This window comes from Myxococcus vastator (genome assembly GCF_010894475.1).
Lineage (GTDB): Bacteria > Myxococcota > Myxococcia > Myxococcales > Myxococcaceae > Myxococcus > Myxococcus vastator.
Genome location: NZ_JAAIYB010000060.1, coordinates 1 through 26,101, shown reverse-complemented (window position 1 = coordinate 26,101; position 26,101 = coordinate 1). Strand labels below are relative to the sequence as shown.

At 70.4% G+C, this 26,101-nt stretch carries 21 protein-coding genes; 11 read left to right on the top strand and 10 right to left on the bottom strand.

What is annotated here, in order from left to right; genetic code table 11:
- Positions 1-155: 155 nt before the first annotated feature.
- Complete coding sequence (carB, locus tag G4D87_RS08930) at positions 156-3,407, top strand: carbamoyl-phosphate synthase large subunit (protein WP_163780904.1); 3,252 nt, start codon at positions 156-158, stop codon at positions 3,405-3,407.
- A gap of 9 nt (positions 3,408-3,416) precedes the next feature.
- On the opposite strand, the gene G4D87_RS08925 is transcribed toward carB, so the two are convergent.
- On the bottom strand, positions 3,417-4,502 hold the full coding sequence (locus G4D87_RS08925) for an NADH:flavin oxidoreductase (protein WP_163780902.1): 1,086 nt from the start codon (positions 4,500-4,502) through the stop codon (positions 3,417-3,419).
- 218 nt (positions 4,503-4,720) lie between these two features.
- Here G4D87_RS08925 and G4D87_RS08920 point away from each other — a divergent pair, with 218 nt between their 5' ends.
- Positions 4,721-5,872: a fatty acid desaturase family protein gene (locus G4D87_RS08920; protein WP_163780900.1), complete on the top strand. Its 1,152-nt coding sequence runs from the start codon at positions 4,721-4,723 to the stop codon at positions 5,870-5,872.
- A gap of 44 nt (positions 5,873-5,916) precedes the next feature.
- Here the strand turns inward: G4D87_RS08920 and G4D87_RS08915 are convergent, their stop codons facing one another.
- Entirely contained in the window at positions 5,917-6,396 is a 480-nt protein-coding gene (locus G4D87_RS08915; protein WP_163780898.1) for a hypothetical protein, read from the bottom strand.
- A gap of 148 nt (positions 6,397-6,544) precedes the next feature.
- On the opposite strand from G4D87_RS08915, the gene G4D87_RS08910 reads away from it, so the two are divergent.
- Both G4D87_RS08910 and def read left to right on the top strand, forming a co-directional pair.
- The gene (locus tag G4D87_RS08910; RefSeq protein WP_240358119.1) at positions 6,545-7,324 is read left to right on the top strand and encodes a ferritin-like domain-containing protein; all 780 of its coding nucleotides are present in this window, start codon (positions 6,545-6,547) and stop codon (positions 7,322-7,324) included.
- A 22-nt stretch (positions 7,325-7,346) separates the two neighbouring features.
- Positions 7,347-7,952 (top strand): peptide deformylase, encoded by a 606-nt coding sequence (def, locus tag G4D87_RS08905; RefSeq protein WP_163780895.1) that lies wholly within the window; start codon positions 7,347-7,349, stop codon positions 7,950-7,952.
- 18 nt (positions 7,953-7,970) lie between these two features.
- Here def and G4D87_RS08900 read toward each other — a convergent pair whose 3' ends face one another.
- Positions 7,971-8,465, bottom strand: a complete 495-nt coding sequence (locus G4D87_RS08900) for a PaaI family thioesterase (RefSeq protein WP_163780893.1) — start codon at positions 8,463-8,465, stop codon at positions 7,971-7,973.
- A gap of 299 nt (positions 8,466-8,764) precedes the next feature.
- On the opposite strand from G4D87_RS08900, the gene G4D87_RS08895 reads away from it, so the two are divergent.
- Positions 8,765-10,984 (top strand): MltF family protein, encoded by a 2,220-nt coding sequence (locus tag G4D87_RS08895; protein ID WP_163780891.1) that lies wholly within the window; start codon positions 8,765-8,767, stop codon positions 10,982-10,984.
- A gap of 94 nt (positions 10,985-11,078) precedes the next feature.
- A complete protein-coding gene (locus G4D87_RS08890) occupies positions 11,079-12,260 on the top strand; it encodes an FAD-dependent monooxygenase (RefSeq protein ID WP_240358118.1) in 1,182 nt (393 codons plus the stop codon).
- On the opposite strand, the gene G4D87_RS08885 is transcribed toward G4D87_RS08890, so the two are convergent.
- The 6 genes from G4D87_RS08885 to G4D87_RS08860 all read right to left on the bottom strand — a co-directional run bounded on the left by G4D87_RS08885 (position 12,205) and on the right by G4D87_RS08860 (position 18,468).
- Positions 12,205-12,876, bottom strand: a complete 672-nt coding sequence (locus G4D87_RS08885) for a hypothetical protein (protein ID WP_163780888.1) — start codon at positions 12,874-12,876, stop codon at positions 12,205-12,207. The genes G4D87_RS08890 and G4D87_RS08885 overlap by 56 nt on opposite strands.
- 93 nt (positions 12,877-12,969) lie before the next feature.
- A complete protein-coding gene (locus G4D87_RS08880) occupies positions 12,970-14,526 on the bottom strand; it encodes a mucoidy inhibitor MuiA family protein (protein ID WP_163780906.1) in 1,557 nt (518 codons plus the stop codon).
- Positions 14,526-16,721 carry a mucoidy inhibitor MuiA family protein gene (locus G4D87_RS08875; protein WP_163780885.1) on the bottom strand — a complete coding sequence of 732 codons (2,196 nt, stop codon included), beginning with the start codon at positions 16,719-16,721 and terminating at the stop codon, positions 14,526-14,528. The genes G4D87_RS08880 and G4D87_RS08875 overlap by 1 nt, the downstream gene beginning before the upstream one ends.
- 123 nt (positions 16,722-16,844) lie before the next feature.
- On the bottom strand, positions 16,845-17,279 hold the full coding sequence (locus G4D87_RS08870) for a M15 family metallopeptidase (protein ID WP_240358117.1): 435 nt from the start codon (positions 17,277-17,279) through the stop codon (positions 16,845-16,847).
- A 198-nt stretch (positions 17,280-17,477) separates the two neighbouring features.
- Positions 17,478-17,885, bottom strand: a complete 408-nt coding sequence (locus tag G4D87_RS08865; protein ID WP_163780881.1) for an MGMT family protein — start codon at positions 17,883-17,885, stop codon at positions 17,478-17,480.
- 52 nt (positions 17,886-17,937) lie between these two features.
- Positions 17,938-18,468 (bottom strand): FHA domain-containing protein, encoded by a 531-nt coding sequence (locus tag G4D87_RS08860; protein ID WP_163780879.1) that lies wholly within the window; start codon positions 18,466-18,468, stop codon positions 17,938-17,940.
- A 183-nt stretch (positions 18,469-18,651) separates the two neighbouring features.
- Between G4D87_RS08860 and greA the strand changes: the two genes are divergently transcribed.
- From greA to thrC, 5 genes are all read left to right on the top strand, one after another.
- Positions 18,652-19,170 (top strand): transcription elongation factor GreA, encoded by a 519-nt coding sequence (gene greA / locus G4D87_RS08855; protein WP_163780877.1) that lies wholly within the window; start codon positions 18,652-18,654, stop codon positions 19,168-19,170.
- Positions 19,171-19,324: 154 nt separating this feature from the next.
- On the top strand, positions 19,325-22,168 hold the full coding sequence (recG, locus tag G4D87_RS08850) for an ATP-dependent DNA helicase RecG (protein ID WP_163780875.1): 2,844 nt from the start codon (positions 19,325-19,327) through the stop codon (positions 22,166-22,168).
- A 27-nt stretch (positions 22,169-22,195) separates the two neighbouring features.
- Positions 22,196-22,834, top strand: coding sequence for a protein-L-isoaspartate(D-aspartate) O-methyltransferase (locus tag G4D87_RS08845; RefSeq protein WP_163780873.1), 639 nt, complete (start codon positions 22,196-22,198; stop codon positions 22,832-22,834).
- A gap of 100 nt (positions 22,835-22,934) precedes the next feature.
- Positions 22,935-23,498: a hypothetical protein gene (locus G4D87_RS08840; RefSeq protein WP_163780871.1), complete on the top strand. Its 564-nt coding sequence runs from the start codon at positions 22,935-22,937 to the stop codon at positions 23,496-23,498.
- Positions 23,495-24,835 (top strand): threonine synthase, encoded by a 1,341-nt coding sequence (gene thrC / locus G4D87_RS08835; protein ID WP_163780869.1) that lies wholly within the window; start codon positions 23,495-23,497, stop codon positions 24,833-24,835. The genes G4D87_RS08840 and thrC overlap by 4 nt, the downstream gene beginning before the upstream one ends.
- 31 nt (positions 24,836-24,866) lie before the next feature.
- Here the strand turns inward: thrC and ribB are convergent, their stop codons facing one another.
- The gene (gene ribB / locus G4D87_RS08830; RefSeq protein ID WP_163780868.1) at positions 24,867-26,018 is read right to left on the bottom strand and encodes a 3,4-dihydroxy-2-butanone-4-phosphate synthase; all 1,152 of its coding nucleotides are present in this window, start codon (positions 26,016-26,018) and stop codon (positions 24,867-24,869) included.
- Positions 26,019-26,101 lie beyond the last annotated feature (83 nt).

The window sequence follows — 26,101 nt, the reverse complement described above, 5'->3', positions numbered from 1 at the left end:
CGAGACGAGCAGTGCCAGGGACCAGTGGCGCATGGAACCTCCGTGGGCGGCGGAGCCTAGCAGAGGACGGCGGGCGGGGCCCGGCGTCCGTGCGAGCGGGCGGCCTCAACACAGTCCTCGCATGTGGGGGCGGACGTTGGTATGGGGGCGCCCCGATGCCCAAGCGTACCGATATCCGCAAGGTTCTGGTGATTGGCTCGGGTCCGATTGTCATCGGGCAGGCCGTCGAGTTCGACTACTCCGGTACACAGGCCATCAAGGCACTCCGGGATGAAGGCGTGGAGGTGGTGCTGCTCAACAGCAACCCCGCCACCGTGATGACGGACCCTGAGTTCGCGCATCGCACCTACATTGAGCCGATCACGGTGGAGGCGGCGGAGCGCATCCTCGCCGCGGAGCGGCCGGACTCGCTGCTTCCCACCATGGGCGGCCAGACGGCGCTCAACCTCGCCAAGGCGCTGGCGGAGCAGGGCATCCTGGCGAAGTACGGCGTGCGCCTCATCGGCGCGTCCCTGGAGGCCATCAACAAGGCCGAGGACCGCCAGCTCTTCAAGGCGGCCATGCAGAAGATTGGCGTGGCCCTGCCCAAGAGCGGCTACGCGACGACGCTGGACCAGGCGATGCAACTGGTGGAGGACATCGGCTTCCCGGCCATCATCCGCCCGTCCTTCACCCTGGGCGGCACCGGTGGCGGCATCGCGTACAACCGCGAGGAGTTCGAGGCCATCTGCCGCTCGGGCCTGAAGGCCAGCCCCACCACCACCATCCTGGTGGAGGAGAGCGTGCTGGGCTGGAAGGAGTACGAGCTGGAGGTGGTCCGCGACACGGCGGACAACGTCATCATCGTCTGCTCCATTGAAAACCTGGACCCCATGGGCGTGCACACCGGTGACTCCATCACCGTGGCGCCCGCGCAGACGCTGACGGACCGCGAGTACCAGCGGATGCGGCAGGCGTCGCTGGCCATCATCCGGGAGATTGGCGTCGACACGGGCGGCTCCAACATCCAGTTCGGCATCCACCCGAAGGACGGCCGCATGGTCGTCATCGAGATGAACCCGCGCGTGTCGCGCTCCAGCGCGCTGGCGTCGAAGGCGACGGGCTACCCCATCGCGAAGATCGCCGCGAAGCTGGCGCTGGGCTACACGCTGGACGAGCTGCGCAACGACATCACCCGGGACACGCCGGCCTCGTTCGAGCCGACGCTGGACTACGTGGTGGTGAAGGTGCCGCGCTTCAACTTCGAGAAGTTCCCGCACGCGGACCGGACGCTGACCACGAGCATGCGCTCGGTGGGCGAGGTGATGGCCATTGGCCGCACCTTCCCGGAGGCGTACATGAAGGCGCTGCGCTCCATGGAGCTGGGCCGCGTGGGCCTGGAGTCTCCGGAGCTGCCCGCGGAGAAGGAGGAGCGGGAGAAGGTGCTGCGCGAGGCGCTGCGCATCCCCCGCCCGGAGCGCCCCTGGTTCGTGGCCCAGGCCTTCCGCGAGGGCCTGACGGTGGAGGACGTGCACGCGCTGTCCGCCATCGACCCGTGGTTCCTGCGCTACATCCAGATGCTGGTGAACGAGGCGCAGTCGCTGCAGGAGTACGGCCGCCTGGACCAGCTCCCGGATGACGTGCTCCGGCAGGCCAAGGCGCACGGCTTCTCCGACAAGTACCTGGGCAAGCTCCTGGGCTACCCGGAGGACGAGGTGCGGGCGCACCGCCACGCGCGTGGCATCCGGCCCGTCTTCAAGCGGGTGGACACCTGCGCCGCGGAGTTCGAGGCGTACACGCCCTACCTGTACTCCACCTACGAGGAGGAGGACGAGGCGCCCCCCACGGACCGCCAGAAGGTCCTCATCCTGGGCAGCGGCCCCATCCGCATCGGCCAGGGCATCGAGTTCGACTACGCCTGCGTCCACGCGGCCTTCGCCCTGCGCGAGGCCGGCTACGAGACGGTGATGGTCAACTGCAACCCGGAGACGGTGTCCACCGACTACGACACGTCGGACCGCCTGTACTTCGAGCCGCTGACCATCGAGGACGTGCTCGAGGTGTCCCAGCGGGAGAAGCCGGTGGGCGCCATCGTCCAGTTCGGCGGCCAGACGCCGCTGCGTATCTCCGTGCCGCTGGAGAAGGCGGGCCTGCCTATTCTGGGGACGCCGCCGGACGCCATCGACCGCGCGGAGGACCGTGAGCGCTTCTCCAAGCTCATCGAGAAGCTGGGCCTGAAGCAGCCGGAGAACGGCGTCGCGCGCAGCCACGCGGAGGCCTTCAAGGTGGCCGAGCGCATCGGCTACCCCGTCATGGTGCGGCCCTCCTACGTGCTGGGCGGCCGGGCCATGGAGACCGTCTACGACGTGTCCAGCCTGGAGCGGTACATGCGCGAGGCGGTGAGCGCTTCGCCCGAGCACCCGGTGCTCATCGACCGCTTCCTGAAGGAAGCCATCGAGGTGGACCTGGATCTGGTGGCGGACCGCACCGGCGCGGTGATGATTGGCGGCGTGCTGGAGCACATCCAGGAGGCGGGCGTGCACTCCGGTGACGCCGCGGCCACGCTGCCGCCGCACTCGCTGTCGCCGGACCTGGTGGAGCGGATGAAGGACCAGGCCATCGCCCTGGCGCGCGAGCTGGGCGTGGTGGGCCTGATGAACGTGCAGTTCGCCATCCAGGGGAAGACCATCTACATCCTGGAGGTGAACCCGCGCGCGAGCCGCACGGTGCCCTTCATCTCCAAGGCCACCGGCGTGGCGATGGCGAAGATCGCCGCGCTCTGCATGGTGGGCAAGACGCTCAAGGAGCTGGGCGCCACGCAGGAGCCGGAGTTCAAGCACGTGGCGGTGAAGGAGAGCGTGTTCCCCTTCGCGCGCTTCGCGGGCGTGGACGTCATCCTCGGGCCGGAGATGAAGTCCACCGGCGAGGTGATGGGCCTGGCGAACGACTACGCGTCCGCCTTCGCCAAGAGCCAGCTCGCCGCGGGCGTGAAGCTGCCCAAGAGTGGCAAGGTGTTCATCTCCGTCAAGGACGACGACAAGCCGGCGGTGGTGGACCTGGCGCGGCGCCTGCGGAGCATGGGCTTCTCGCTCATCGTCACCGCGGGGACGCACACCTACCTGGCGACGAAGGGCATCGAGGCGCAGGTGGTGCAGAAGGTGAAGGAGGGCCGCCCGAACATCGTCGACAAGATTGTCGACGGCGAAATCGTGCTGGTCATCAACACCACCTTCGGCAAGCAGGAGATCGCCGACAGCTTCTCCATCCGCCGCGAGTCGCTGATGCACTCGGTGCCGTACTACACGACGGTGCAGGCGGCGCGCATGGCGGTGGGCGCGCTGGAGTCGCTCAAGCGCGCGGACCTGGAAGTGAAGCCGCTCCAGGAGTACCTGGGCATCACCGCGGCGCCCCCGGGCACCCGGCGCTGACACGCCGCCTCAGGTGGGCTGGTCCGTCACGAAGCCGCGCCAGTTGCGCATGTAGTTCACGAAGACGTCGGACAGTCCCTCGGCGTTGAGCGCGCTGGGGGACAGCGGCGGCACCTGGAGCGCGTCGCCTCGCTGCACGCGGCGCGGCCAGTCATGATTCGCGATGGCCGCGCGGCCCACGGCCACGGCGTCCGCGCCGCGCGCGAGCTGGGCCTCTGCCTCCTCGCGCGTGCGCACCTCGCCCGCGACGACGATGCGAACACCGGGGCCCACGGCCTGCCGGAAGAGCGGCGTCGCGTGCTGCTCAGGCCGCTTCCGGGTGTTGAGCGCCGCCTTCCACAGGGACAGGTGGAGGACGTCCACGCCCTCGCTCGTGAGCATGCGCGCGACCTCCAGCGACTCGTCCAAATCCAGGCCCTTGGCCTGCCCCGCGTCCTCCGGTGACAGGCGCACGGCGAGGACCAGGGAGGGCGCCGCGCGCCGCACCGCGCGCACGGTCTCCTGCAGCAGGCGCCAGCGGTTCTCCAGCGCGCCGCCCCAGCGGTCCTGCCGGCGGTTGAAGACGGTGCTCAGGAACTGTGAGAGCAGGTAGCCGTGTGCGCCATGGAGCTCCACGGCGTCGAACCCCGCCTCGGCGCAGCGGCGCGCCGCGCTCGCGAAGGCTTCGATGACACCCTCGATGTCGGCCTCGGTGGCTTCGCGGCAGCGGAGGCCGTCCGCGTCATACGCGCTGGCGCTCCACACCTCGCGCTGGCTGACCTCGGGGTTGGCGCGCAGGCCGCCGTGGAAGAGCTGCGCGGAGAGCAGGGCGCCCCCTTCATGGATGCGCGCGGCCAGGCGCTTCAGCCCGGGCAGCATCGCGTCGTCGTGCACGCCCAGCTCGCCCGGCCATGCCTTGCCGTCCTGCGAGACGTAGGCGGCGCACGTCTCCACCACGCCGAACCCGCCGTCGGCGCGCATCGCGAGGAAGCGAAGCTCCGCGTCGGAGAGTGAGCCATCGGCATGGCTCTGGGTGTTCGTCAGGGGCGCCAGCCAGATGCGGTTGGGCGCGATGACGCTCTTTCGGAGCTCGAGGGGAGCGAACAGGTCTGTCATGTCGGAACCTTGCATTCGAAGGGCGTGAGTCGCCACCCCGTGGGGCGGACTCAGAGTGCGGGGTATAACCCGCGCCTCGTGCCTCCGCATGGCCTCGTGCGGAAGCAGGGGCCGAGGGAAAGCGTGGCTGGACGCCCGCGGACCCTGGCGGCTACCTTTCGCGCCGCGCCGTTGCCTCCTTCCCCCCGCGCCACCTCCGTGACCCAGGAGAGCTCTGCATGCCGTCCCAGTCCGCCCCCGACTTCGACATTTCTTCCGTGGACGTGGAGGGGTTTCTCCGTGAGCTGAAGGCGCTGCGTGAGCAACTGGACGCATCGCTCGGCGAGGCGGATGCGGCGCACCTCCGGAAGATTGAACGCTGGGGCAGGGCGGCGACCGTGCTGGGCGCGGCGACGTGCTGGCTGGCGCCGAACCCGCTCAGCGCGGCGGCGCTCAGCGTGGGGCGGTCCACGCGCTGGCTGCTGATGCACCACGTGGGGCACCGGGGCTATGACAGGGTGCCGGGACTGCCTGCGTCTCGCACGGGCAAGGGCTTCGCGAAGGGGCGCCGCCGCTACCTCGACTGGCTCGACTGGATGCTGCCGGAGGCCTGGGTGTTCGAGCACAACGTGCTCCATCACTCGCACACCGGCGAGGACGCGGACCCCGACCTCCTGGAGCGCAACGCGGAGGGGACGCTGCGCAACCCGGAGCGCTCGCTGGCGCTGCGGTACGTGCAGCTCACGCTGCTCGCGCTGACGTGGCGGGCCAGCTACTACGCGCCGGAGACGCTCAGCTCGCTGCGCCGCAAGGGCCGGCGCAAGGGTGGGGACCTGACGCGCGAGGAGCTGAAGGAGCTGCTGCTGAGCTGCTATCTGCCGTATTCGGCCGTGCAGTTCGGGCTCTTCCCGGCGCTCTACCTGGTGCTGGGGCCGTGGGCGTCGTTCAGCGCGTTCTGCAACTCGGTGATGGCGGACGTCCTCACCAGCCTGCACACGTTCCTGGTGGTGGGCCCGAACCACACGGGTGAGGACCTGTACCGGTTCGACTCGAAGCCGGAGAGCCGTGGCGAGCGCTACGTGCAGCAGGTGATTGGCAGCGCGAACTACCGGACGGGCGGAGACCTGAACGACTTCGCTCACCTGTGGCTGAACTACCAGATTGAGCACCACCTCTGGCCGGACCTGCCGATGCTGAAGTACCGGGAGGTGCAGCCGCAGGTGAAGGCGCTCTGCGCGAAGTACGGCATCCCCTACGTGCAGGAGAGCGTCTGGACCCGCGCGAAGAAGATGGTGGACGTCGTGGTGGGCAAGACGTCCATGCGGAAGCTCACGCCGAAGCGCCAGGCCGGTGATGCCGGAGTGGCGGCGGCGCCCGCTCCCGCGGCGTGAGGCACGGGCTCTCGGCGGATGAGGGCTGCTGGCGAGTGGGGCGACTACGCGCGCCGCGTGGTGCGTGTCAGCGTCTTCCGTGGTGGTGCTTCGGCGGCGTCGTGCCGGACGGCCTCGACATCCACCACGCGGGAGCCATCTGGCGGAACCGGCGGGCCCAGCGTCACCACGAGCACGCGGTAGGACTCCTCCAGCCGCTTGTGCAGCTTGGAGAAGATCAGCTGGGCGGTGCCGGGCATGTCCTCGGTGTACGTGAAGTACCAGCGCAGCTCGTCCAGGCGGCCGTAGAAGTGGTCCACCACGGCCTGTTCCTGCTCGGGCAGGTGGATGAGCTGGTCGAACGCGCCGCTGGCATACCGCGATGCGATGGTGTCCAGGAGCGGTTCGCGGCTGCGCAGGCGGGAGAAGAGGGTGAACATCTCATCCTGGCGGGCCTCGAGCCTGCGCATGATGCCCGCGGCGTCCATCGCGAGCAGGTTTCGGACGCGGGAGGCCAGTTCATCGGCCTTCTTGCGACGAGCCATGGCGCGTCAGCCTAGCATCAGCCAGGGGCCCGCCATGCACACCCTTGCGCGCAGTCCCGCTGCCCAACGCAATGACTCACTGCGATAAGCGATTCCTTTCGCGCTGTCTGTCTCGCACGTCGGCTACGCTCAGCGTTTCGAGGCCACCATGAACGACGCTCCTGATGATGGCTGTCCGGCCGACCCGGGCCTGCCCCGGAGACCGGGGCGAACGATGCCAGCCGCGCTCCGGCAGCTCGTCGCGGAGACCTGGGTCTTCCGCAGGCAGGAGGAGCTGGACGCCAGTCTACGCTTCGCCCGGCTGGCAGGAGCGCTCGAGCAGCTGGCCACTCCCGAAACGCTGGTGGAGCTCGCGCGCCGCGCGTCGGAGGACGAACGGCGCCACGCGGGCATGTGCGAGCTGATGGCGCGCACCTACGGGCAGGAGGTGATGCCCCCCGTGCCCCTGGTGGCGCGGGAGACCGCTCCGCGAGACCTCGGCCTTCGCGAGCGAGTGCTCTACGAAGTCGTCGCCGCCTGCTGCATCTCGGAGACCGAGAGCACGGCCGGGTTGACCTCGGTCCTGGCCGTGGACGGACCGCCTCGGGTGCGCGCGGTGCTTCGGGACATCCTCCGGGACGAGGTCGCGCACAGCCGGCTGGGGTGGGCCTACCTCGCGCATGCCGCCGAAGCGGGCGACGTGTCGCTCCTCTCGCCGTACCTGCCTGAGATGCTGGAGGAGAGCGTGTCGCCCAGGCTCTTCGCGAAGGGCCTGTCCGATGCGGACAGCGCCACGCTCCTGGCGCACGGCGTGCTGCCGCATGCGCGCAAGCTCGAGGTGTTCATCCAGGCCCTGCATGACGTCGTCTTCCCCGGCCTGGAACGGTGCGGAGTGGACACCACCCCCGGACGGCAGTGGGTGGCGCGCCGTCGTCAGTCCGGCGCGTAGCGAGCCCTGCTACGCTGGCGGCATGGTGCTCAAGATTGTCCAGGCAGGGGACCCGGTGCTGCGGCGGAAGGCGCGCGATTTGACGCCGGAGGAGCTCGCCAGCCCGGAGACGGCGCGACTCATCGAGCAGATGCGCGACACCATGCGGGACGCGCCCGGTGTCGGGCTGGCGGCGCCCCAGGTGGGCGTGGGCCTGCGAGTCGTCGTCATCGAGGACCGGGCCGAGTATCAGGCGGGCCTGTCGGAAAGGGAGCTGGCGGCGCGAGGGCGGAGGCCCGTTCCCTTCCACGTGCTCATCAATCCCAGGCTGGTGGTGGAGGACGCGGCACCCGCGGAGTTCCACGAAGGGTGCCTGAGCGTGGCGGGCTTCGCGGCCCTGGTTCCTCGCGCCAGCGCCGTGCGCGTGGAGGCGCTCGATGAGCACGGCCAGCCCGTGACCATCCAGGCCCGGGGCTGGTACGCGCGCATCCTCCAGCATGAGCTGGACCACCTGGACGGCGCGCTCTACGTGGACCGGATGGAGACACGGAGCTTCACCACCGCGGAGAACCATCGCCGGTACCAGATGGGGCGCGGCACCGCGGAGCTGCGCGCCGAGCTGGGCCTGCCAGTGCCCGACAAGGGGTAGGGCACGGGGCCTTTCGCGTCAGTCTTCGCGGCCGTGCGCCGCGGCCTTCAATTGGGCCGTGTCGACGCGGACGAAGATGGAGTCGCCCACCGCGGTCAGCGTCTCGCCGGCGAAGACCTCACAGAGGACTCGGCTCTTGCGTCCGACTTCGCCCTCCACCCGCGCACGGAGGGTGAGCGGGACGCCCATGGGCGTGGGCTTGATGAACTTCACGCCCAGGCTCCCGGTGACGCATTCGATGGCCGGCGAGCTGCCAGGCGAGCGGCCTTCCGCGCGGTAGTGGTACGCCATCGCCGTCCAGTTCGAGTGACAGTCGACCAGCATGGCAATCAACCCGCCGTAGACGAGGTCCGGCCAGCCGCTGTACCGGTCATCGGGCGTGTGGCGAGCCACCACGTGGATGCCGTCCTCATCCCAGTAGCTCTGGATGTGCAGGCCGTGAGGGTTCTTGCTGCCGCAGCCGTAGCAGATGCCTTCCGGCGCGACGACTTCCTGGAGAGAGGCGTTTTCCATAGAGGGCCCTGACTGGAGGGGAGTCGCAACGATGCGTACATCGCTCACTGAAGTCCAGGCAGGTCCCTACACCGTCCGAGGCGTCTCCGTGGGCCGTTGGTTCGGGTGAGCCGCGCACTCGACGTGAGTGCGCGAGTGTGCGCGTCCGCCGCGCTTCGGAATCCACCCGGCAAGTCAAGGCCAGGGGTGGGTTCAATCGACCATGCGGAATCGGATAGAGATTTACGCCGAGGGTGTTCGTGCGCCTCCGGCCTGGGGGCGTCGCGTCGCGGACATCCGTGCCAAGGGGGTACATCCTGATGCCGTTGGTCCGTCCAAGCCCGTCGTCCTCGCGGTGGCTCGTTTCCGCCGCCCTGTTCCTGTTGGTCGCTTGCAAGAAGGAGCCCGCGGAGGCTCCGGCGAAACCGTCGAAGCCCGCTGCCACGGCCTCGGCGAACCCGGAGGATTCCCCCTTTCCGGAAGCGCCCCTGGCGCCCACGGGCGCCACCACGGAGTCGGTGAGCGCGCGATTGAAGGAGCCCCCGTTCAAGGGAGACCTCCCGGAGCTCCAGAAGCGGGGCGTGCTGCGCGTTTTGGTGGAGGGCACCGACGAGGACTTCCTCCCGCGCCAGGGCATGCCCAAGGCGCAGGACCGGGCGTTGTTGGAGCGCTTCGGGGCGAAGCACGGACTGGCGGTCGAGTTCCTCACCGTGGACAGCTTCGACAAGCTCATCCGGCTGCTTCAGGAGGGACACGGGGACGTCATCGCCGCCGACCTGGCGGTGACGAAGGACCGGGAGAAGCAGGTCGCCTTCACGCGTCCCCTGACGCGAGTCAACGAGGTCGTCGTGGGCCGCCGGGGCGCGGACAACCTGCCGCGGAAGGTGGAGGACCTGGCGGGCCGCACCATTCACGTCCGCGCCAGCTCCACCTTCGCCGCGTCGCTCCAGGCGCTGGCGAAGAAGGAGGCCCCGGGGCTCGTCATCGCGGAGGCTCCTGAGTCCGCCGAGCCCGAGCACCTGGTGTGGCAGGTGTCGCGCGGGGAACTTCCCCTGACGGTGGTGGACAGCCACCTGCTATCGGCCATCGAGACGTACAACACGGACGTGGAGGCGCTCTTTCTCGTCGCCAAGGCCCGTCCGCTGGCGTGGGCCATGCGTCTGGAGAACCCGAAGCTCCGCACCGCGCTGAACACGTTCCTGGTGGAGTTCGCCCTCACGGAGTACCGCGAGAAGCGGTTCACCGGGGACCTGGACGGCATCCGCAAGCGTGGCGTGCTGCGCGTGCTCACCCGCAACAGCGCCGTCAGCTACTACCTCCACCGAGGGGATCAGGCCGGCTTCGACTACCACCTGGCGAACATGATCGCGAAGGAGCTCGGCGTCCGGCTGGAGATTGTCGTGCCGCCGACCTTCGACCAGCTCATCCCGTGGTTGACGGAGGGGCGCGGCGACCTGATCGCCGCGGCGATGACGGACACCGCGGCGCGCCGGGAGCGGGTGTCGTTCAGCCGCCCGTACCTCTACACGGACGAGGTGCTGGTCCAGCGCAGCGGGGCCCCGAAGCTCGCGTCGCTGGAGGCGCTGAAGGGGAAGACGGTGCATGTGCCGAAGGGCACCAGCCACGCCGCGACGTTGAGCGCCTTGAAGGGCGTGCACGGCTTCACCGTCGTCGAGGAGCCCGAGGACCAGGAGATCAGCGCGCTCCTGGACCGCGTGGCGCGCGGCGAGATTCCGTACACCATCACCGACAGCCACATCCTGGCCGCGGAGCTGGTGTTCCGGGATGACGTGGAGGCCGCCCTCACGCTGCCGGGGCAGGGCGAGCCGGCCGGGAAGGACGGCCACTACGGCATCGCCTTCGCCGTTCGGAAGGAGAACGCGGCGCTGCAGGCGTTCCTCGATGGCTTCGTGAAGAAGACGTACCGGGGCGTCGAGTACAACATGACGCGCCGCCGCTACTTCGAGGGTCGCCGCCACCAGCCGCCCCCGACGAGCCTCGCGACGGCCGAGGGCAGCATCTCGCCTTACGACCCCCTGGTGCAGTCGTACTCGGCGCGGTACGGCCTGGACTGGCGGTTGATGGTGGCGCAGATGTTCCAGGAGAGCCGCTTCAACCCGAAGGCGCGCAGCTACGTGGGCGCCCAAGGCCTCTTCCAGGTGATGCCCGTCACCGGGAAGGAGCTGGGCTTCGTCAAGCTGGAGGACCCGGAGCAGGGCATCCACGCGGGGGTGAAGTACATGCACCAGATGCTGGGCCGCATCGCCCCGGAGATTCCCTTCAAGCAGCGGCTGCGCTTCGCGCTCGCCTCCTACAACGCGGGGCTGGGCCACGTCCTGGATGCCCGCCGGCTGGCCATCGAGCAGGGGTTGGATCCGAACAAGTGGTACGGCAACGTGGCGAAGGCGATGCTGCTGCTCGAACAGCCGCAGTACTTCAAGCGAGCTCGCCACGGCTATGTCCGCGGCTCCGAGCCGGTGAAGTACGTGTCGGAAATCCAGACGCGGTACGGCAACTACGTGGCGGTGGTGCAGCACTGACCTCCCGTCACTGGGTTGCACATGAGTCGCGACTCGCCGTGGCAGACCTGCTAAAGCGCGGCGCATGAGCACGTCATCGCCCAGGCATGTTCTCGTGGCCGGGGCTGGAATTGGTGGACTCACGCTGGCCTGCGCGCTTCGGCGCGCGGGCCTCTCCGTCACCGTCTTCGAGCGCTCCGATTCCCTGAAGTGGGTGGGCGCGGGCCTCACGGTGCAGATGAACGCCTCGGCGGCCCTGCGCCGCATCGGCCTGTGTGACGAGGTGGCCCGGACCGGTGCGTGTCCCACGGACAGCGCGATCCTGAGGTCGTCGGGTTCGGCGCTCACGCGGCTCCCGGTGGCTCGGCTTCAGGAGGAGCTGGGATTGCCGCTGGTGTGCGTCCACCGGGCGCGGCTCCAGTCCGTGCTGCTGGCCCATGCCGGGGAGGAGAACGTCCGGTTGGGGCTCACCGTGACGGCGTTTCACGACGACGGCCAGACGGTGACGGTGCGGTTGTCGGACGGGAGCTCGGTGACGGGCGATGCGCTGGTGGGCGCGGACGGGCTGCGCTCGGTGGTGCGCGGGGCGCTGCTGGGTGACGCGCCGCTGCGCTATTCGGGCTACACGAGCTGGCGGGGCGTGTGCTCAGACGTCCCGAGCGCGACGCCGGGACTTGTCTCGGAGACGTGGGGGCCTGGGGCGCGCTTCGGGGTGGTGCCCATTGGCTTCGGACAGACGTACTGGTTCGCCACGCGGAATGCGCCGGCCGGAGAGCAGGATGCGCCTGGGACGTCGCGTGCCCGGCTGCAGTCCATCTTCGGTGGGTGGCACGCGCCCATCGCGGACCTGATTGCCGCGACGGATGAGGCGAACATCCTCCGCACGGACATCCACGACCGGCCGCCCGCCAGCCGCTGGAGCCGGGGCCGGGTGACGCTGCTGGGAGACGCCGCGCACCCGATGACGCCCAACCTGGGGCAGGGTGGGTGTCAGGCCATCGAGGACGCCGTGGTGCTGGCGGAGTGTCTGTCCGGCGAGGGCCCCGTGGACGCGGCGCTGGCGGCCTACGAGCAACGCCGGCTCGAGCGCGCCAACAGCTTCGTAACGCGTTCCTGGAGCCTGGGGCGCGTGGGCCAGTGGGAGAATTCAGCGGGGCGCTTCCTTCGCGATGCGCTCTTCCATCTCGTGCCGCAAGGGCTCGCCGCCCGGCAGGTCCGGGAACAGGTGCGCGGCGCGGCTTCTAGAGGTCCAATCCAAGCAGCGCCCCAGCGAACGGCCCATCCAGCGAAACCGTGAACGGCGCCGCATCGGGAGTCGGCTGAAGCCCGTCTGCCTTCTCGAAGTAGTGCGTGTATCCGCCGTGGACGCGGGCATGCACGTAGCGGCCGAGCTTGAGCTGGATCGCGGCCAGTCCGCCCGCGCCGAAGGCCCACTTGCTCCTGCGGCCCTCGTAGAAGTTGTTGGCACCCAGCCGCCCCGTGGGCAGGGAGACCTCCGCCGCGTTGCCGAACGCGCTCACCCCGAGCGTCACGATTCGCGTCAGCGAGAAGCGCTTCTCCAGCCCCGGCCGCATCGCCAGGACCTGGACGTCACCTCCCGCCAGGTACCAGTCGATGCCGTTCGTCCACCACCAGTCGCTCCGCTCGGAGCCGCGGACGAGGTTGAAGTGAATCCCACCGGAGAGCCGCGCCGCGCCGCTCCGGGCGCTCACCGACTTCACCCGTGAACGCAGCGTCGGCACCTCCGTCGCGGGGTGCCGCATGGGAGACAGCGTCCCGCCGACCTCCACCGCGAGCTGAGGCGGCGGGGGTGTCGCTTCCTGCTCCGGGGGCGGCGCTGCCCTCACGGCCTGAGAGGACAGGCAGGCAGACACCAGCATGCCGACGGTGCACACCGCGCGAGTGACGCTCATGGGGCTTCCTCCCGGGGGGATGAATGCTGCCGCCGCAACCGTGGCGGAAGTCCCGGCCCCCCAGGGCTGTTTCGCGGTGGAACCCGAGCCTGCTCAGAGCCCGGCCACCTTCGCCGCGCTCGTCACCACGTAGTCCATCGCCAGCTCCTGCTGCGAGCGGGGCGACGCCGTCAGCTCGAAGCGGACGATGCCCTCTTCGCTGACGCGGGCGGGCGCGGGCTTCGTGCTCTCCCGCAGCAACTGAATCTCCACCGCCTCCACCTCGGAGACGGGAATCCGTTCCTCGATGGCCACCGGCACCGCCTGCGCGCCCATGTTGGAGAGGAACAGCCGCACCTGGTGCGTCGTCACCTTGCGGCCGGTGAGCCGGCTGGTCTCCCGTCCCACGTCCTCCGTGCGCGCCACGCGCAGCGCGTCCTCGCTCCCGAAGCCCAGCTTCACGCGCTCACCCTTGCCGGTGAAGCGCAGCTGCGCGCGCCCCACATAGCCGTGGGTGCGCACCAGCTTCACGGGGCCCGCGAGCAACACCGTAGGGCCCGTGTTGTCGAACCGGGCCACCCGATGCACCAGCGGCGACTGCTCCGGCATGGCCACCAGCTCCGAGGCCGCGGGCGCGGTGAACTGAAACAGGGGGACTCGATAGGGCTCGCCGTCGGACGGCACGGTGGCCCGATGCGGGGCCGTCACCGTCAGGGGCTCGCCGCCGTCGTCCATGCCCGGCAGCGCATCCTCCTGCCGCGCCGCGCCGGGCTCGCCCGCGGTCTGGATGACCTCCTCGCGGATGGCCACCTCCACCACCTGCTTCTCGCGCTCCGTCTTGTCCCGCAGCCACAGCCGGTCCTCCTGGAGCCGCGGCGGCGTGGCGCCCAGCGTGGGCCGCGCGGTGGAGAAAGCCAGCTCCACGTCCTTCCACTCCTCCTCGGTGCGCTGCCAGACGACGGCCTCGCACTCCAGGGTGACGGACTCGCCGGAGCCTTCGCGGGACAGCGTGGCGCGGTAGGAAGGCCGCCAGGCCGTACAGGGCACCAGGTATGTGACGGACAACGTGGCGGGCCCTCCGGTGGGGTGGCCCACCTCCAGCTCCGCCTGGACGTCGACCTTCGGCTCCAGGAGCTCGACGGCCGACTGAGAGCCCCGCGCCTCGTCGAGCTGCTGCCGCAGGCGCAGCGCCTGACGCTGCGCCTCACGGAGTGCCGAGTCCGCTGACACCTGCTCGCGGCGCACGGTCTCCAACTGCTCCCGCCACGTCTCCGGCTGCGACTGTCCGGCGCCTGCCTGCTCGGAGATGGCGCGGTGGACGTCGGCGCGCGCGGTGTCCAGCAGCCGCAGCCGGGCCGACAGTCGAGTCTCATCGGCCGCCACGCGCCGGAGCTCCTGCTCCAGCTTCGCGACGCGCGCCCCGAGCGCCGTGCGGTGCTCGCGCTCGGCCTCGGGCGCTTGCGGCTTCGCGGCCCGGCGGATGCGCGCCTGGGAGATGGTGCCACCCGCCACCTTCGCCTGCAGCGAGCGGTCCACCGCGAGCGGGGACAGTCCCTGGATGACCAGCCGCTGCGTTCCCACGGACAGGGGAATCTCCCCCCGCCGCTCGACGAGCGCCCGGTCCTCGAGGACGGTGACCTTGACCACGGGCAGGATGAAAGGGGTGCCCATCATGTCCTCCGGTTTCCGCCGCCGAGCATCTTGTTGCCCGGAATCTTGACGGTCCATGTCGCCTTCAGTGTCTGTGCTTCACCCGGCTGGAGCACCACGCGCCACGCGCGCTCGCCCTCCACCTTCTCTTCGCCGGGCAGGGGCATGCGCTTCTGCCAGAGCGGGGCGACCTCCAGCTCCTCCACCTTGATGTCCTTCTCCGTGCTGGCGGGGACGGTGGGCACGCGCTCGCACACCTCCACCAGGACGCGATTGGCCAGCCGGTTGGCCAGCTCCACCGACACGTGGTGCGTCAGCATCGTCGAGCCGCCGAACATGCCGCCCGTCGCCTCGTCGAACCGCGTGTTGCGCGCGACCTTGATGGACTCCTCCACGCCGAGCCCCAGCCGCTGCGTCGAGCCCGGGGCCATGGTGGGCAAAGGAGACGTCATCAGGAACTCGTTCTCCAGCGTGACGTCCACCGGACCTGCCAGCAGCGGATACGGCGTCCGGTTCTCCACGCGCACCGTGCGGAACGCCCGCGGCTCCACGGAGGGGACGCAGACGTACTCCGCGGACAGCCCCACCGGCACCGACAACACCGGCACGGTGTGCCACGCGCCGTCCGAAGGCACGTCCGCGCGCGTCTCCACGTCGAAGCGCGCATCGAAGTGCGGCGAGGACGTCCGGGGCGGCTGGGACCACGCCGGCGCGGTGGCCGTCCACACGGACAAGGTCTCCTTCACGCTCAGCGCGACTCGCACGGTGATGTCGAGCTGCGCGTGGACCTCCGCCAGCGCCACCAGCTCCCGGGTGAGGTGCCCGGGGCGCGGCTGCAGCCTGCCACGCGCGCCCAGGTCCTCCGCGGGCGCCATCGTCAAGCGGTCGTAGTCCAGCAGCGCGTCGGAGGGGTTCTGCCGTGGAGGCGTGCGCTCGGCGCCCCCCCCGCCGCCACCTCCCAGCGCGGCGGCATCCAGGCTGAGCCCGTCTTCGTCATCGTCGAACGCACCTTCGTCCTCCGCCTCGACCTTGGCCGGAGGTGGCGGCCGGCTCGCGCGCGGCATCATGACGCCGCCCCGGGACTTCTTCTTCTCTGGGAACGGGGCCGCGGCGCTGGGGCGCGCCGGTGCGCGTCGAGGGGCCGCTCCCGGTGGTGGCGGAGGTGGCTCGGCCACTTCCTCCATGGCGTAGTCGGGCTCGGGCGCCATGGGCATGGCGCCGCTCTTGTTCTTCTCCCGGGGCTGTTCGAAGACTGCGGGGAGGGGCGTGGGCTCGGGCTGCGTCGGCGTGGGCAGGCTGGCGTCGTAGCCCGCGAACAGCTCCTCGAGCCCCGGTGGCGCCTCTCTCCAGCCCGAACGCGCGGGAGGCGGTTGGTGGCGGCCAATGCGCAGCGCCTTCAGCTCGGGGACCTCCGCGTGGCGGGCGAGGTCCGCGGTGGAGACGGCGAGCTTCACCCCCGTCCAGTCCTCGCCGGTGCGCTGGAGGACGGAGGCGCGCATGCGCAGCGTTCCCTCTTCCAGCGTGCGCGGCAGGCGCAAGTCATAGGTGGGCACCCAGCGCGCCCCCTGGACGGCGTACTCCAGCGCGAGCTGCGCACCCTGGTCCGCGGGGAGGGGGCCTGACAGCGTCAGCACGACCGCGCGGTACACGCGAGCGCGCTGGCTTCGCACGGACGATGAGGCCTCCGCCACGCGGCTGCGCCGCAAGCGCAGCGCGGCTTCGGCGTCACGCTGCTGCCGCTCCAGCTCCAGCTTCCGTGAATGGAGCGCCGCCAGCTCCGTGTCCACGAAGGACATGAGCGACAGCATCGCGGACACGGGGGCGCCCCGGGGCTCCTGTGCTCCCTTCGGCCGGGGAGGGAAACCGGGGGACAGCTTCGACAGCGCCTCCAGCTCCTGACCCACGCGGGCGAGCTGTTGCGTGAGGTCGGAGAGGCGGTGCTCGGCCTCCTCGACGGCACGGTGCTCCGCGGGCACGTCGACTTCTGGCGGAAGCTGGACGTCGTAGGTGGGACGAAGGTCGCGCACGGCGAGCCCCGACGGGCCGTGGACCACGGACGCCCGGAGCGAGCCCGGCTGCAACGACAAGGGCAGGCCATTGATTCGCACCTGCGAGGGCAGCATCCCTCCCGCCATGGGAACCGTGGCGACCCGCGTACAAAGCGCCCCCTCCGCGTGGACGGTGACGGCTTCGAGGTTCGATGTGACGACGAGCATGGCTGCTCACCGTAATCGAGATGTCTGATAAAAATCAGTCCCCCCGGCCAAATGGCCCCAACCCGTGAGGTCGGGATGCCCTGGGGCCGGATTGACGACGCCCCGCGTTGGCGTTAGGGCGCTTCAGCTCTTCTCGGTGCTCGCCACGGGAGGAGGCCTGGGCCGTGGGCGCTTCAAGGGCCGGCCCACGCAGTCGCGGCCCGGCGCCGGCTCGCGGGTGCTGCGCGGGCGGTACTCCCAATGCCAGGGCTCGGAGCGCACCGTGCGCTTGAAGCCGAAGCGGCAGGCATTCGACACGAGCCAGTCATAGGTCGGCGTCTTGACGCCGCCGATGACCAGGTCCACCGCGAGGCCCCGCTGATGGTTGGAGCGCCCGGGCCGCGCCGCCTGGGGCCCCTTGCCCTTGCGGTAGCGCTCATACAGCCGCCGCTGCTTCGCGGGGGAGCGGTAGCCGCTGCGGACCCAGAGGTAGATGTTCTTCGAGCGGGCTTCCGCCTTCATCCGCCGGTATGCGTCCGCGGCGTCGTGGTGGAGCAGCTGCCCGTTCTTGAGACGCACGAGCCGAGCCCCCTTCGCCTCACTTCGCCGGGGCTTTGCGTCGCCGGCGAGGGCTTGGGGCGCGAACAGGCACAGGAGGATGAAGACTCCCCAGCGGAGCAGCGCGAGCGGCATGTTTGGACGCCGGCCCCGTGGCCGGAGTCCGAACTTTCGCGCGTCCGTGCCTCGACGCAAGCAGACGGGAAGGTAAGCGCCTGTTCAGAACAGATTCAATTGCGCGCCGGGTGTCTTCACGACTTCGCGCGGAGGCAACGGCTGGAACCCATGGGCGCGGGCCCATGTCTCGCTGGGCCCAGTCCAGTGATGTGACGCCATCCGGACGTGGTCTCGCTCGTCGAAGGTGACGCCCTCCGCCTCCAGGGCCTCGCGCTGTCCGTAACCGGAGGTGCTGATAGCACCCGTGCGATTGATGATGCGTTGCCAGGGCACGCTGTCCGCGCGGGTGCCCAACGCGCCCAGTGCATGTCCCACGACGCGGGCATCGCAGCCATCACCGACGATGACGGCGATGTCCCCATACGTGGCCACCTGCCCATGCGGCACCTGCGCGGTGACGGTGTAGATGCGCTCGAAGTAGTCGCGCTCGTCGCGTGGCGGTGTGGACATGCGGGCTCCTGTCGCGTTCGGAAACAGCGTGGGCGTGGGGACGCGTGAAGGCTCAGCCGCTGCGTGAGCCCAGCCCGGTGGCCTCGCCCGCGCGCAGGCGCTCATGCAGGGTGCGGGTGAGCAGGTACCAGAACTGCACGTTGCCCACGCTCAGGATGTCTCCGTCGCGCAGCACCGCCTCGCGGCCACCCAGGGAGCGGGCGTTGAGGAAGGTGCCGTTGGTGGAGCCCAGGTCCTGCACGGTGCAGCGCTGGTCGGCTTCGTTCCACCGCAGCTCCGCGTGCATCTTGGAGACGGACGCGTCGTCGACGACCAGGTCGCAGTCCATGCGGCGGCCAATGCGCAGCCGGTCGGTGGCGTCGAGCGGCGGCAGGGTGGCGACGCGCAGGTGTTCGAATTCGAACAGCAAGGCCAGCATGCCCTGCTCGATTTCCGAGGGCGCCGCCATGCGTGTGGGGGCGAGCACCGCGGCCGAGGCCTCGGAGGGCGGGCGCTGGATGAGTGCGAAAGGCCCCAGTTGACGCTGGAAGGTACTGGAGGGCAGCGCGGCACCGAGCGCGCGCAATTCCTGGACGGACAGCACGGGGGCAGACTAGCGGGTCACCGGGCGCGCGCCCAGCCCATCTCCCGTTCCCTGTACGGGTTTCATTGACCAACTTGTCAGTGGTTCCCTACATTGGACGCTGGTCGCGGGGGCCGGGCTCTGGAAGCGGAGCACCGGCCCTCCATCGTCTTGAACCTGGGTGTGGTGGAAGGAGCTGTGTCGATGAGCAGCGGGAGCGACAACATCCCGATGACCCCGTCCGGACTGCGCAAGCTGAAGGAGGAGCTGAAGCACCTCCAGTCCGTCGAGCGGGGGAAGATCTCGCGCGAGATCGAGGTCGCTCGCGCACATGGCGACCTGCGCGAGAACGCGGAGTACCACGCGGCGAAGGAGAAGCAGTCGCACATCGAGGGGCGCATCCTGACCCTCAACGACTGGATTGCTCGCGCGGAGGTCATCGACCCTTCGAAGCTGGGCGGCGACAAGGTCATCTTCGGGGCGACGGTGGACCTGCTCGATACCGAAACCGACAAGCCGGTGAGCTACCGGCTCGTGGGGGAGATCGAGGCCGATCTGAAGAAGCGGTGGATTGCCGTCACCTCGCCGGTGGCGCGCGCGCTCATCGGCAAGAAGGTGGGTGACGTCGCCACGGTGCAGAGCCCCGGCGGCGTGCGCGAGCTGGAGATCCAGGAGATCCGCTTCGAGGAGCCCGAGGAAGAGGCCGCGGCGAGCGAGAGCTGATTCTCGGAGGCCGCAGTGAGTTGCCGGGGGAGCGGGCCAGGGCTCGCTTCCCCGGTCTCGTTTTGTGGGCGACGTCATCCCCGTTCCGTAGGATGTACGGCGGACCCCCCGCGTGAACCACCCGCTCGCCAGCCTTGTTGGGCCCCTTCGGTACGTGTGCCAGCGCGACTTCGCGATGCTGGCCACCGTGAAGTCGTTGCGCCCGGTGCTGGAGCGCGCGCTTGCCGGGGCCAGCGGCGTGGACGCACGGGCCCTGGACCACTTGAGGGCCGCGCTGCCCGACGTGGACCACGCCATGCCCGAGCGCCGCAAGGCCGCGCTCCGGCGCGTCGTGGCCGGGCTGAAGGTCAGCGGCGTGGAGCTGCCCGCGGAGCTGCACGGCGTGACGATGGAGGGCGCGGTTCCGGCTCGGCCACGGACCCCGCAGGCTGTTCCGGTAAATTCGGGAGGCACGACGCCCCCGGGGTATGTGCCGCCCTGGAAGTCGGCGGAGCCACTGCCCTCGTCGCGCCCGCGGCCGGAGGCGCCTCGAGGACCGGCTTCGGGGGGAGCCTCGGCCCCTGCGCGTGGAGGCGGCGTTGCGGGGCCCCTGCCGCGCATGAGTCCTGATGGGCCGCAGGGACGTCAGGCCGGGATGGACTCGGACCTCCTGGCGGCCCGGCCCCCGAGGATGGCGCCGCCGCGGGCGAACGTCGCCGCGCCGCAGCCCTCGGACGGGCGGCAGGGCGCGCCGTCGTCTCGGGCGAAGCCGGGGCTCCGGCAGGCCGCGCTCGACACGGGGGCGGAGGCGGTTCCCGGCGCGAAGACGCGCAAGGAGAAGGCCCCGCGAAAGAAGAAGCGGGCTGTCGCGGCGGAGGCCTCGCGCTCCGAGGCGAAGCTCCTCTCCATCGCGCCGCGCTCCGGGCCGCTGTCGTCGCCGCTGAAGACGCTGGGCAAGCGGCTGGGGCCCAGGCTCGTCTCGGCGCTCGACAAGAAGGGGCTGCGCCGCATGGGCGACATCCTCTTCATGCTGCCGCGCTGCTACGAGGACCGCCGCCGGTTGCGCACCATCGCGGAGCTGGAGCCCGGTGAGCGGGGCGTCACGGTGGGCGTCGTCAAGGTGGCGGACTTCGTCGCGGGCCGCCAGGGCCGGCGCATGTTCCGCGCCGTCGTGGGGGACCGCTCGGGCAGCATCGCCGCCACGTACTTCAACGCGGGCCCCTGGCTGAAGAGCCGGTTCACCGTGGGCACGCGCCTCGTCCTCTCCGGCGAGGTCCGCGCCACCATGACGGGCCGGGAGATGGCCCATCCGGAGATAGAGCCGGCGGAGGACCTGGACTCCACGACGTCGGTCCACTTCAACCGCATCGTCCCCGTGTACCCGGGCTTCGAGCGCGGCGAGCAGCGCTCCTTCCGCGAGCTGACCTCCCGCGTCGGCGAGCAGTACGCGCACGAGCTGGAGGACCCGCTGCCCGCGGACCTGCGCCGCCGCCTGGACTTGATGGGCCTTCCGGACGCGCTGCGCTTCATCCACTTTCCGCCCGGGGACGCGGACCTGGAGGCGCTCGACGCGCACCAGAGCCCCGCGCACCGGCGGCTCGCGTTCGACGAGCTGTTCTTCCTCCAGTTGGGCATGGCGCTCAAGCGGCAGGGCGTGAAGGCGGAGGTCGGCATCTCCTTCGACGTGTCCGAGCCCCGGCTGGCCAAGGCGCGGGACGCGCTGCCGTTCCAGCTCACCGGCGCGCAGGCGCGGGTGGTGGAGGAGCTCTGCTGGGACATGGCGCGCCCGGAGCCCATGAACCGGCTGGTCCAGGGAGACGTGGGCAGCGGCAAGACGGCGGTGGCCATGGTCTCCGCCCTCATCGCGTTGCAGGCCGGCTACCAGGTGGCCGTCATGGCGCCCACGGAGATCCTCGCCGAGCAGCACGAGCGCAACTTCCGCAAGGTGATGGAGCCGCTGGGCTACCGCGTGGGCCTGGTGAGCGCGGCGGGCACGGCGAAGGCCAAGCGCCAGGTGCGTGAGGCCGTGGCCCGAGGCGAAATCCAGCTGGCCGTGGGCACGCACGCGCTGCTCCAGGCCGACGTCTCCTTTGAGCGCCTGGGCCTGGCCGTCATCGACGAACAGCACCGCTTCGGCGTGCTCCAGCGCCACACGCTGATGAGCAAGGGCCCCAAGCCGGATGTGCTGGTGATGACGGCCACGCCCATTCCCCGCACGCTGGCCATGACGCTGTACGGAGACCTGGACCTGTCCGTCATCGACCAGCTCCCGCCGGGCCGCACGCCCATCCAGACGCGGGTGTTCAACGACAAGCAGCGCGCGCTCGTCTACGAGTCCGTGGGCGCGGAGCTGGCCAAGGGGCACCAGGCCTACGTCGTCTACCCGCTGGTGGAGGAGTCGGAGAAGCTGGACCTGGAGGACGCCACGCGCGGCGTGGAGAAGCTCCGGAAGGTGTTCCCCGACGCGAAGGTGGGGCTGCTGCACGGGCGGATGAAGGCGGAGGAGAAGGACTCCGTCATGGAGGACTTCCGCGAGAAGCGCGTGGACCTGCTCGTCTGCACGACGGTGGTGGAGGTGGGCGTGGACGTGCCCAACGCCTCCGTCATGGTGGTGGAGTCCGCCGAACGCTTCGGCCTGTCACAGCTTCACCAGCTCCGGGGACGGGTGGGGCGCGGCGCGGCGGCGAGCTTCTGCCACCTGGTGGCCGGAAGCGCGCGCTCCTGGGAGTCCGCCGAGCGCCTGACGGTGATGGAGCAGAGCAGCGACGGCTTCGTCATCGCGGAGAAGGACCTGGAGATTCGAGGCCCGGGTGAATTCCTGGGCACGCGCCAGAGTGGCCTGCCCGAGCTGGCGGTGGCCAACCTGGCGCGGGACGGAGACCTGCTCTCCATGGCGCAGTCCGAGGCCCGGCGCATCCTGGAGAAGGACCCGGACATGAAGGCGAAGGAGAACCAGGGCCTCGTGAAGGCGCTCGAGGAACGCTGGGAAGGGCGGCTCGCGCTCGCACGGGTGGGTTAGGGCGCCTGTCATGGCTAGGCTAGGGGCATGAGTGATTGGGGAAGGGCCGACTACCTGTCGCGGCATGGCATCCAGGACACGCGGGTCCTGGAGGCCATCTCCCGGCTGAACCGCGCCGACTTCGTACCGGAGGACCTGCGCGAAGAGGCCGGCGCGGACGTGCCGCTGCCCATCGGCCAGGGGCAGACCATCAGCCAGCCCTACGTCGTGGCGCTGATGACGGAGGCGCTCCAGCTCCAGGGGGACGAGCGCGTGCTCGAAGTCGGCACCGGCTCGGGCTACCAGACGGCGCTCCTGTCCCTGTTGTGCCGCGCCGTCTACACCGTCGAAATCGTCCCGGAGCTGGCCCGGTCGGCGCGGGAGGTGCTGGAGCGGCAGGGCTTCGAAAACGTCTCGTTCCGGGAAGGAGACGGCTCATTGGGCTGGCCGGAGCAGGCGCCCTTCGATGCCATCCTCGCCGCCGCGGCGCCGCCAGACGTTCCGCTTCAGCTCCTTTCGCAGCTCAAGCCGGGCGGACGCATGCTCATTCCGGTGGGGCCTCAGGGAGGCACCCAGCAACTGCTGCGCATCCAGCGCGCCCTCCGGCCCGGAGAGGTGCCCCAGGTGGAGTCCCTGCTGCCAGTTCGCTTCGTGCCCATGACAGGGCAGCCCCTGTCGCAGGGGTGACGTCCTGGGCTCGGGTGGCTCCTGACCCGGCGAGGCGGGAGACAGGCTGGGTGTCCGCTTGCTCGCCATGTCGGCGGCGGCCCGCTAACGTTCGCACATCATGATTATTTGTCCGCTCTGTGACCACGTTCAGCCCGAAGGGACGGAGTGCGACGTCTGCGGCAAGCGGTTCCCCGCGGCGGTGGCGGAGCCCGCGCCCATCGCGACGCTGCCGGAGCTGGAGGTGACACCGCATGCCGGAGGCCGCGCGCCGGTGGCCGCCGCCGTGTTGCCCGACCTGGACGTGACGCGGCTCCGTTCCGGGCCAGATTTGCCGGCGCAGGTGGTCCCCGACCTGCAACTGACCCGCGCCAGGGACATGGGGGCCGTTCCGGTGGTTCCCATGCCGGAGCTGGACACCGGACGTGCCCCGGACGACGGCGTGCGCACCGCCGCGCCGCTGGGCGCCGTCGTCTGCCGCTACTGCCGTAACACCCAGGCGGCGGGGCTGCTCTGCGACCACTGCGGCATGCGGCTGCCCCGGGTGAAGCCCCCGGTGGCCGCGGCGCCTGGAAAGGCTCCTGCCGACGATGACGGCTGGCGCGCGTGCGTGTCGTGTCATACCCGCGTGCGGCTCGGGAAGAGCTGCCCGGAGTGTGGCACGCGGGCACTGGAGGAGGCATGAGCGAGGGGGCGGCTTCGGCGTTCCGCGCGGAGTACGCGTGCAGTGAGGGCTGTGACTTCCGCGCCTCGCTGATGGACGTGGTGTACCGGTGCCCGCGCTGCGGTGGCCTGCTGGAGGTCGCGCACGACGTGAAGGCCCTGGGCACGGTGTCCGCGGCGGAGTGGAAGCGCCGCTTCGAGACGCGCTTCGGCTCCGCGCGCCTGCCGGATGGTTCGGGCGTGTGGGGCAAGCGGGAGTGGGCGTATCCACAGCTGCCCGCGGAGGACATCGTCTCGCTCGGCGAGGGGCGCGTGCCGCTCAAGCCGCTGCCGCGCATGGCGGCGGAGCTGGGGCTGGCCGCGCTGGACTTGAAGGAGTGCGGCGTCTCGCCCACGGGCAGCTTCAAGGACTGGGGGATGACTGTCCTGGTCTCCGCGGTGAAGCACATGCGCGCCCGGGGCGTTCCGCTGCGCGCGGTGGCGTGTGCCTCCACGGGGGACACGTCCGCGGCGCTCTCCGCCTACTGCGCGGCGGCGGGGATTCCGGCGGTGGTGTTCCTGCCGCGGAACAAGGTGTCGCTCGCGCAGCTCGTGCAGCCCATCGCCAATGGGGCGCGGGTGCTGTCGCTGGACACGGACTTCGACGGCTGCATGAAGCTGGTGCAGGCGGTGACGGCGGACACGGGGCTGTACCTGGCCAACTCGATGAACTCGCTGCGCATCGAAGGCCAGAAGATGGTCGCCGTGGAGCTCTGCCAGGACCTGGGCTGGGAGCCGCCGGACTGGGTGGTGATTCCCGGCGGCAACCTGGGCAACGCCAGCGCCCTGGGCAAGGGCTTCGAGCTGATGCTGTCCTTGGGGCTCATCACCCGCCGGCCGCGCATCGCCGTGGCGCAGGCCCAGAAGGCCAACCCGCTGGCGCGCGCGTTCCGGGGCGGCTTCCAGGAGCTGGTGCCGCTGCGGGCCGAGCCCACGCTGGCGTCGGCCATCCAGATTGGCAACCCGGTGTCCTTCAAGCGCGCGGTGAAGGTGCTCAAGGCCTTCGACGGCGTGGTGGAGGACGCCAGCGAGTCCGAGCTGGCGAATGCCGCCGCGCGCGCGGACCGCGAGGGGACCTTCACCTGTCCGCACACGGGCGTGGCGCTGGCGGCGCTGGAGAAGCTGGTGGCGCGGGGCGTGATTGCCCGGGGCTCGCGCGTGGCGGTGGTGTCTACCGCGCACGGCCTGAAGTTCGCTGACTTCAAGGTGGGCTACCACCGCGGCGCGCTGGCGGAGGTGACGAGCCAGTTCGCCAACCCGCCAGTGGAGCTGCCCGCGACGCTGGACGCGGTGAAGGGCGCGCTGGCGGACCTGGGTTGACGCAGCCCCGGTCCGCCCGGCGAGGGGCGCGTCAGTCCGGCTGGAGCGGGACGCGCTTGTCGATGGTGAGACCGAAGCCCGCGAGCCCGCGGTAGGTGAAGTCCGAGTTGGTCATCACCTGGAGCGTGCGGATGCCCAGGTCGGTGAGAATCTGGCAGCCCATGCCCAGGTCGCGCGAGTCCTGCGGGCCGCGCGTGGGGCCGCTGCTGCCGTCGGTGTTGCGCTTGTGGTGGATGCCGAAGTCATCCCCGTGCATGCCGGGCAGGTACACCAGCACGCCGGCGCCCTCGCGGGCGATGCGCGCCAGCGCCTGGTCCAGCAGCACGTTGCAGTTGCATGACGAGGAGCCGAACACGTCACCCAGGGCGCAGGCGGCGTGCAGGCGCACCAGGGCGCTGGGCCGCGACGCCGGGTCGCCCTTCACCAGGACGAGGGACTTCACGCCGTCGGGCAGCCACGAATAGGTGAGGGCGGTGAACTCGCCGTAGCGGGTGTTGACGGTCTGCTGGCCGGGCTCGCGGCGCACCAGCCGGTCCTTGCGGCGGCGGTACTCGATGAGGTCCGCGATGGTGACGAGCGACAGCTTGTGCTCGCGGGCGAAGCGCTTGAGGTCCGGCATCCGCATCATCGTGCCGTCGTCCTTCACCAACTCGCAGAGGATGCCGGAGGCGGCCAGTCCGGCGAGGCGGGACAGGTCCACGGTGGCCTCCGTGTGGCCGGCCCGGCGGAGGACGCCGCCCTCGCGGTAGCGGAGCGGGAAGATGTGCCCGGGGCGCAGGAAGTCGTCGGCCTTGCTGGTGGGGTCCACCAGGGCGCGGATGGTCTTCGCGCGGTCCGCCGCGGACACGCCCGTGTGGGTGCCGTGGCGGTAGTCCACGGAGACGGTGAAGGCGGTGCGGTGGGATTCGGTGTTGTCCGACACCATCTGCGGGAGGTGGAGCGCGTCCAGCCGCTCCGCCAGCATGGGCATGCAGACGATGCCGCTGGTGTGGCGCACCATGAAGGCCAGGTGCTCGGGCGTCACCTTCTCCGCGGCCATGATGAGGTCGCCCTCGTTCTCACGGTCCTCGTCGTCGGCGACGATGACGAACTTGCCCTCCTGGATGTCACGGATGGCGTCGTCAATGGAGGAGAGCTCGCTGTCGTGACTCATGGAGGTTTCGGTCCGGGCGGAGGGCTGCATGAGTCGCGCATGTAGCGTGGGCGAGGGTGGCTCGCAAGCCAACCCGTCGCGGAACACATGTGGGGATGTTGGCGGGGATGAGG

Coding starts and splice junctions, on each gene's coding strand:
- carB (WP_163780904.1), top strand. CDS start 156: ATGCCCAAGCGTACCGATATCCGCAAGGTTCTGGTGATTGGCTCGGGT.
- G4D87_RS08925 (WP_163780902.1), bottom strand. CDS start 4,502: ATGACAGACCTGTTCGCTCCCCTCGAGCTCCGAAAGAGCGTCATCGCG.
- G4D87_RS08920 (WP_163780900.1), top strand. CDS start 4,721: ATGCCGTCCCAGTCCGCCCCCGACTTCGACATTTCTTCCGTGGACGTG.
- G4D87_RS08915 (WP_163780898.1), bottom strand. CDS start 6,396: ATGGCTCGTCGCAAGAAGGCCGATGAACTGGCCTCCCGCGTCCGAAAC.
- G4D87_RS08910 (WP_240358119.1), top strand. CDS start 6,545: ATGAACGACGCTCCTGATGATGGCTGTCCGGCCGACCCGGGCCTGCCC.
- def (WP_163780895.1), top strand. CDS start 7,347: ATGGTGCTCAAGATTGTCCAGGCAGGGGACCCGGTGCTGCGGCGGAAG.
- G4D87_RS08900 (WP_163780893.1), bottom strand. CDS start 8,465: ATGGAAAACGCCTCTCTCCAGGAAGTCGTCGCGCCGGAAGGCATCTGC.
- G4D87_RS08895 (WP_163780891.1), top strand. CDS start 8,765: ATGCCGTTGGTCCGTCCAAGCCCGTCGTCCTCGCGGTGGCTCGTTTCC.
- G4D87_RS08885 (WP_163780888.1), bottom strand. CDS start 12,876: ATGAGCGTCACTCGCGCGGTGTGCACCGTCGGCATGCTGGTGTCTGCC.
- G4D87_RS08880 (WP_163780906.1), bottom strand. CDS start 14,526: ATGGGCACCCCTTTCATCCTGCCCGTGGTCAAGGTCACCGTCCTCGAG.
- G4D87_RS08875 (WP_163780885.1), bottom strand. CDS start 16,721: ATGCTCGTCGTCACATCGAACCTCGAAGCCGTCACCGTCCACGCGGAG.
- G4D87_RS08865 (WP_163780881.1), bottom strand. CDS start 17,885: ATGTCCACACCGCCACGCGACGAGCGCGACTACTTCGAGCGCATCTAC.
- greA (WP_163780877.1), top strand. CDS start 18,652: ATGAGCAGCGGGAGCGACAACATCCCGATGACCCCGTCCGGACTGCGC.
- G4D87_RS08845 (WP_163780873.1), top strand. CDS start 22,196: ATGAGTGATTGGGGAAGGGCCGACTACCTGTCGCGGCATGGCATCCAG.
- G4D87_RS08840 (WP_163780871.1), top strand. CDS start 22,935: ATGATTATTTGTCCGCTCTGTGACCACGTTCAGCCCGAAGGGACGGAG.
- thrC (WP_163780869.1), top strand. CDS start 23,495: ATGAGCGAGGGGGCGGCTTCGGCGTTCCGCGCGGAGTACGCGTGCAGT.
- ribB (WP_163780868.1), bottom strand. CDS start 26,018: ATGCAGCCCTCCGCCCGGACCGAAACCTCCATGAGTCACGACAGCGAG.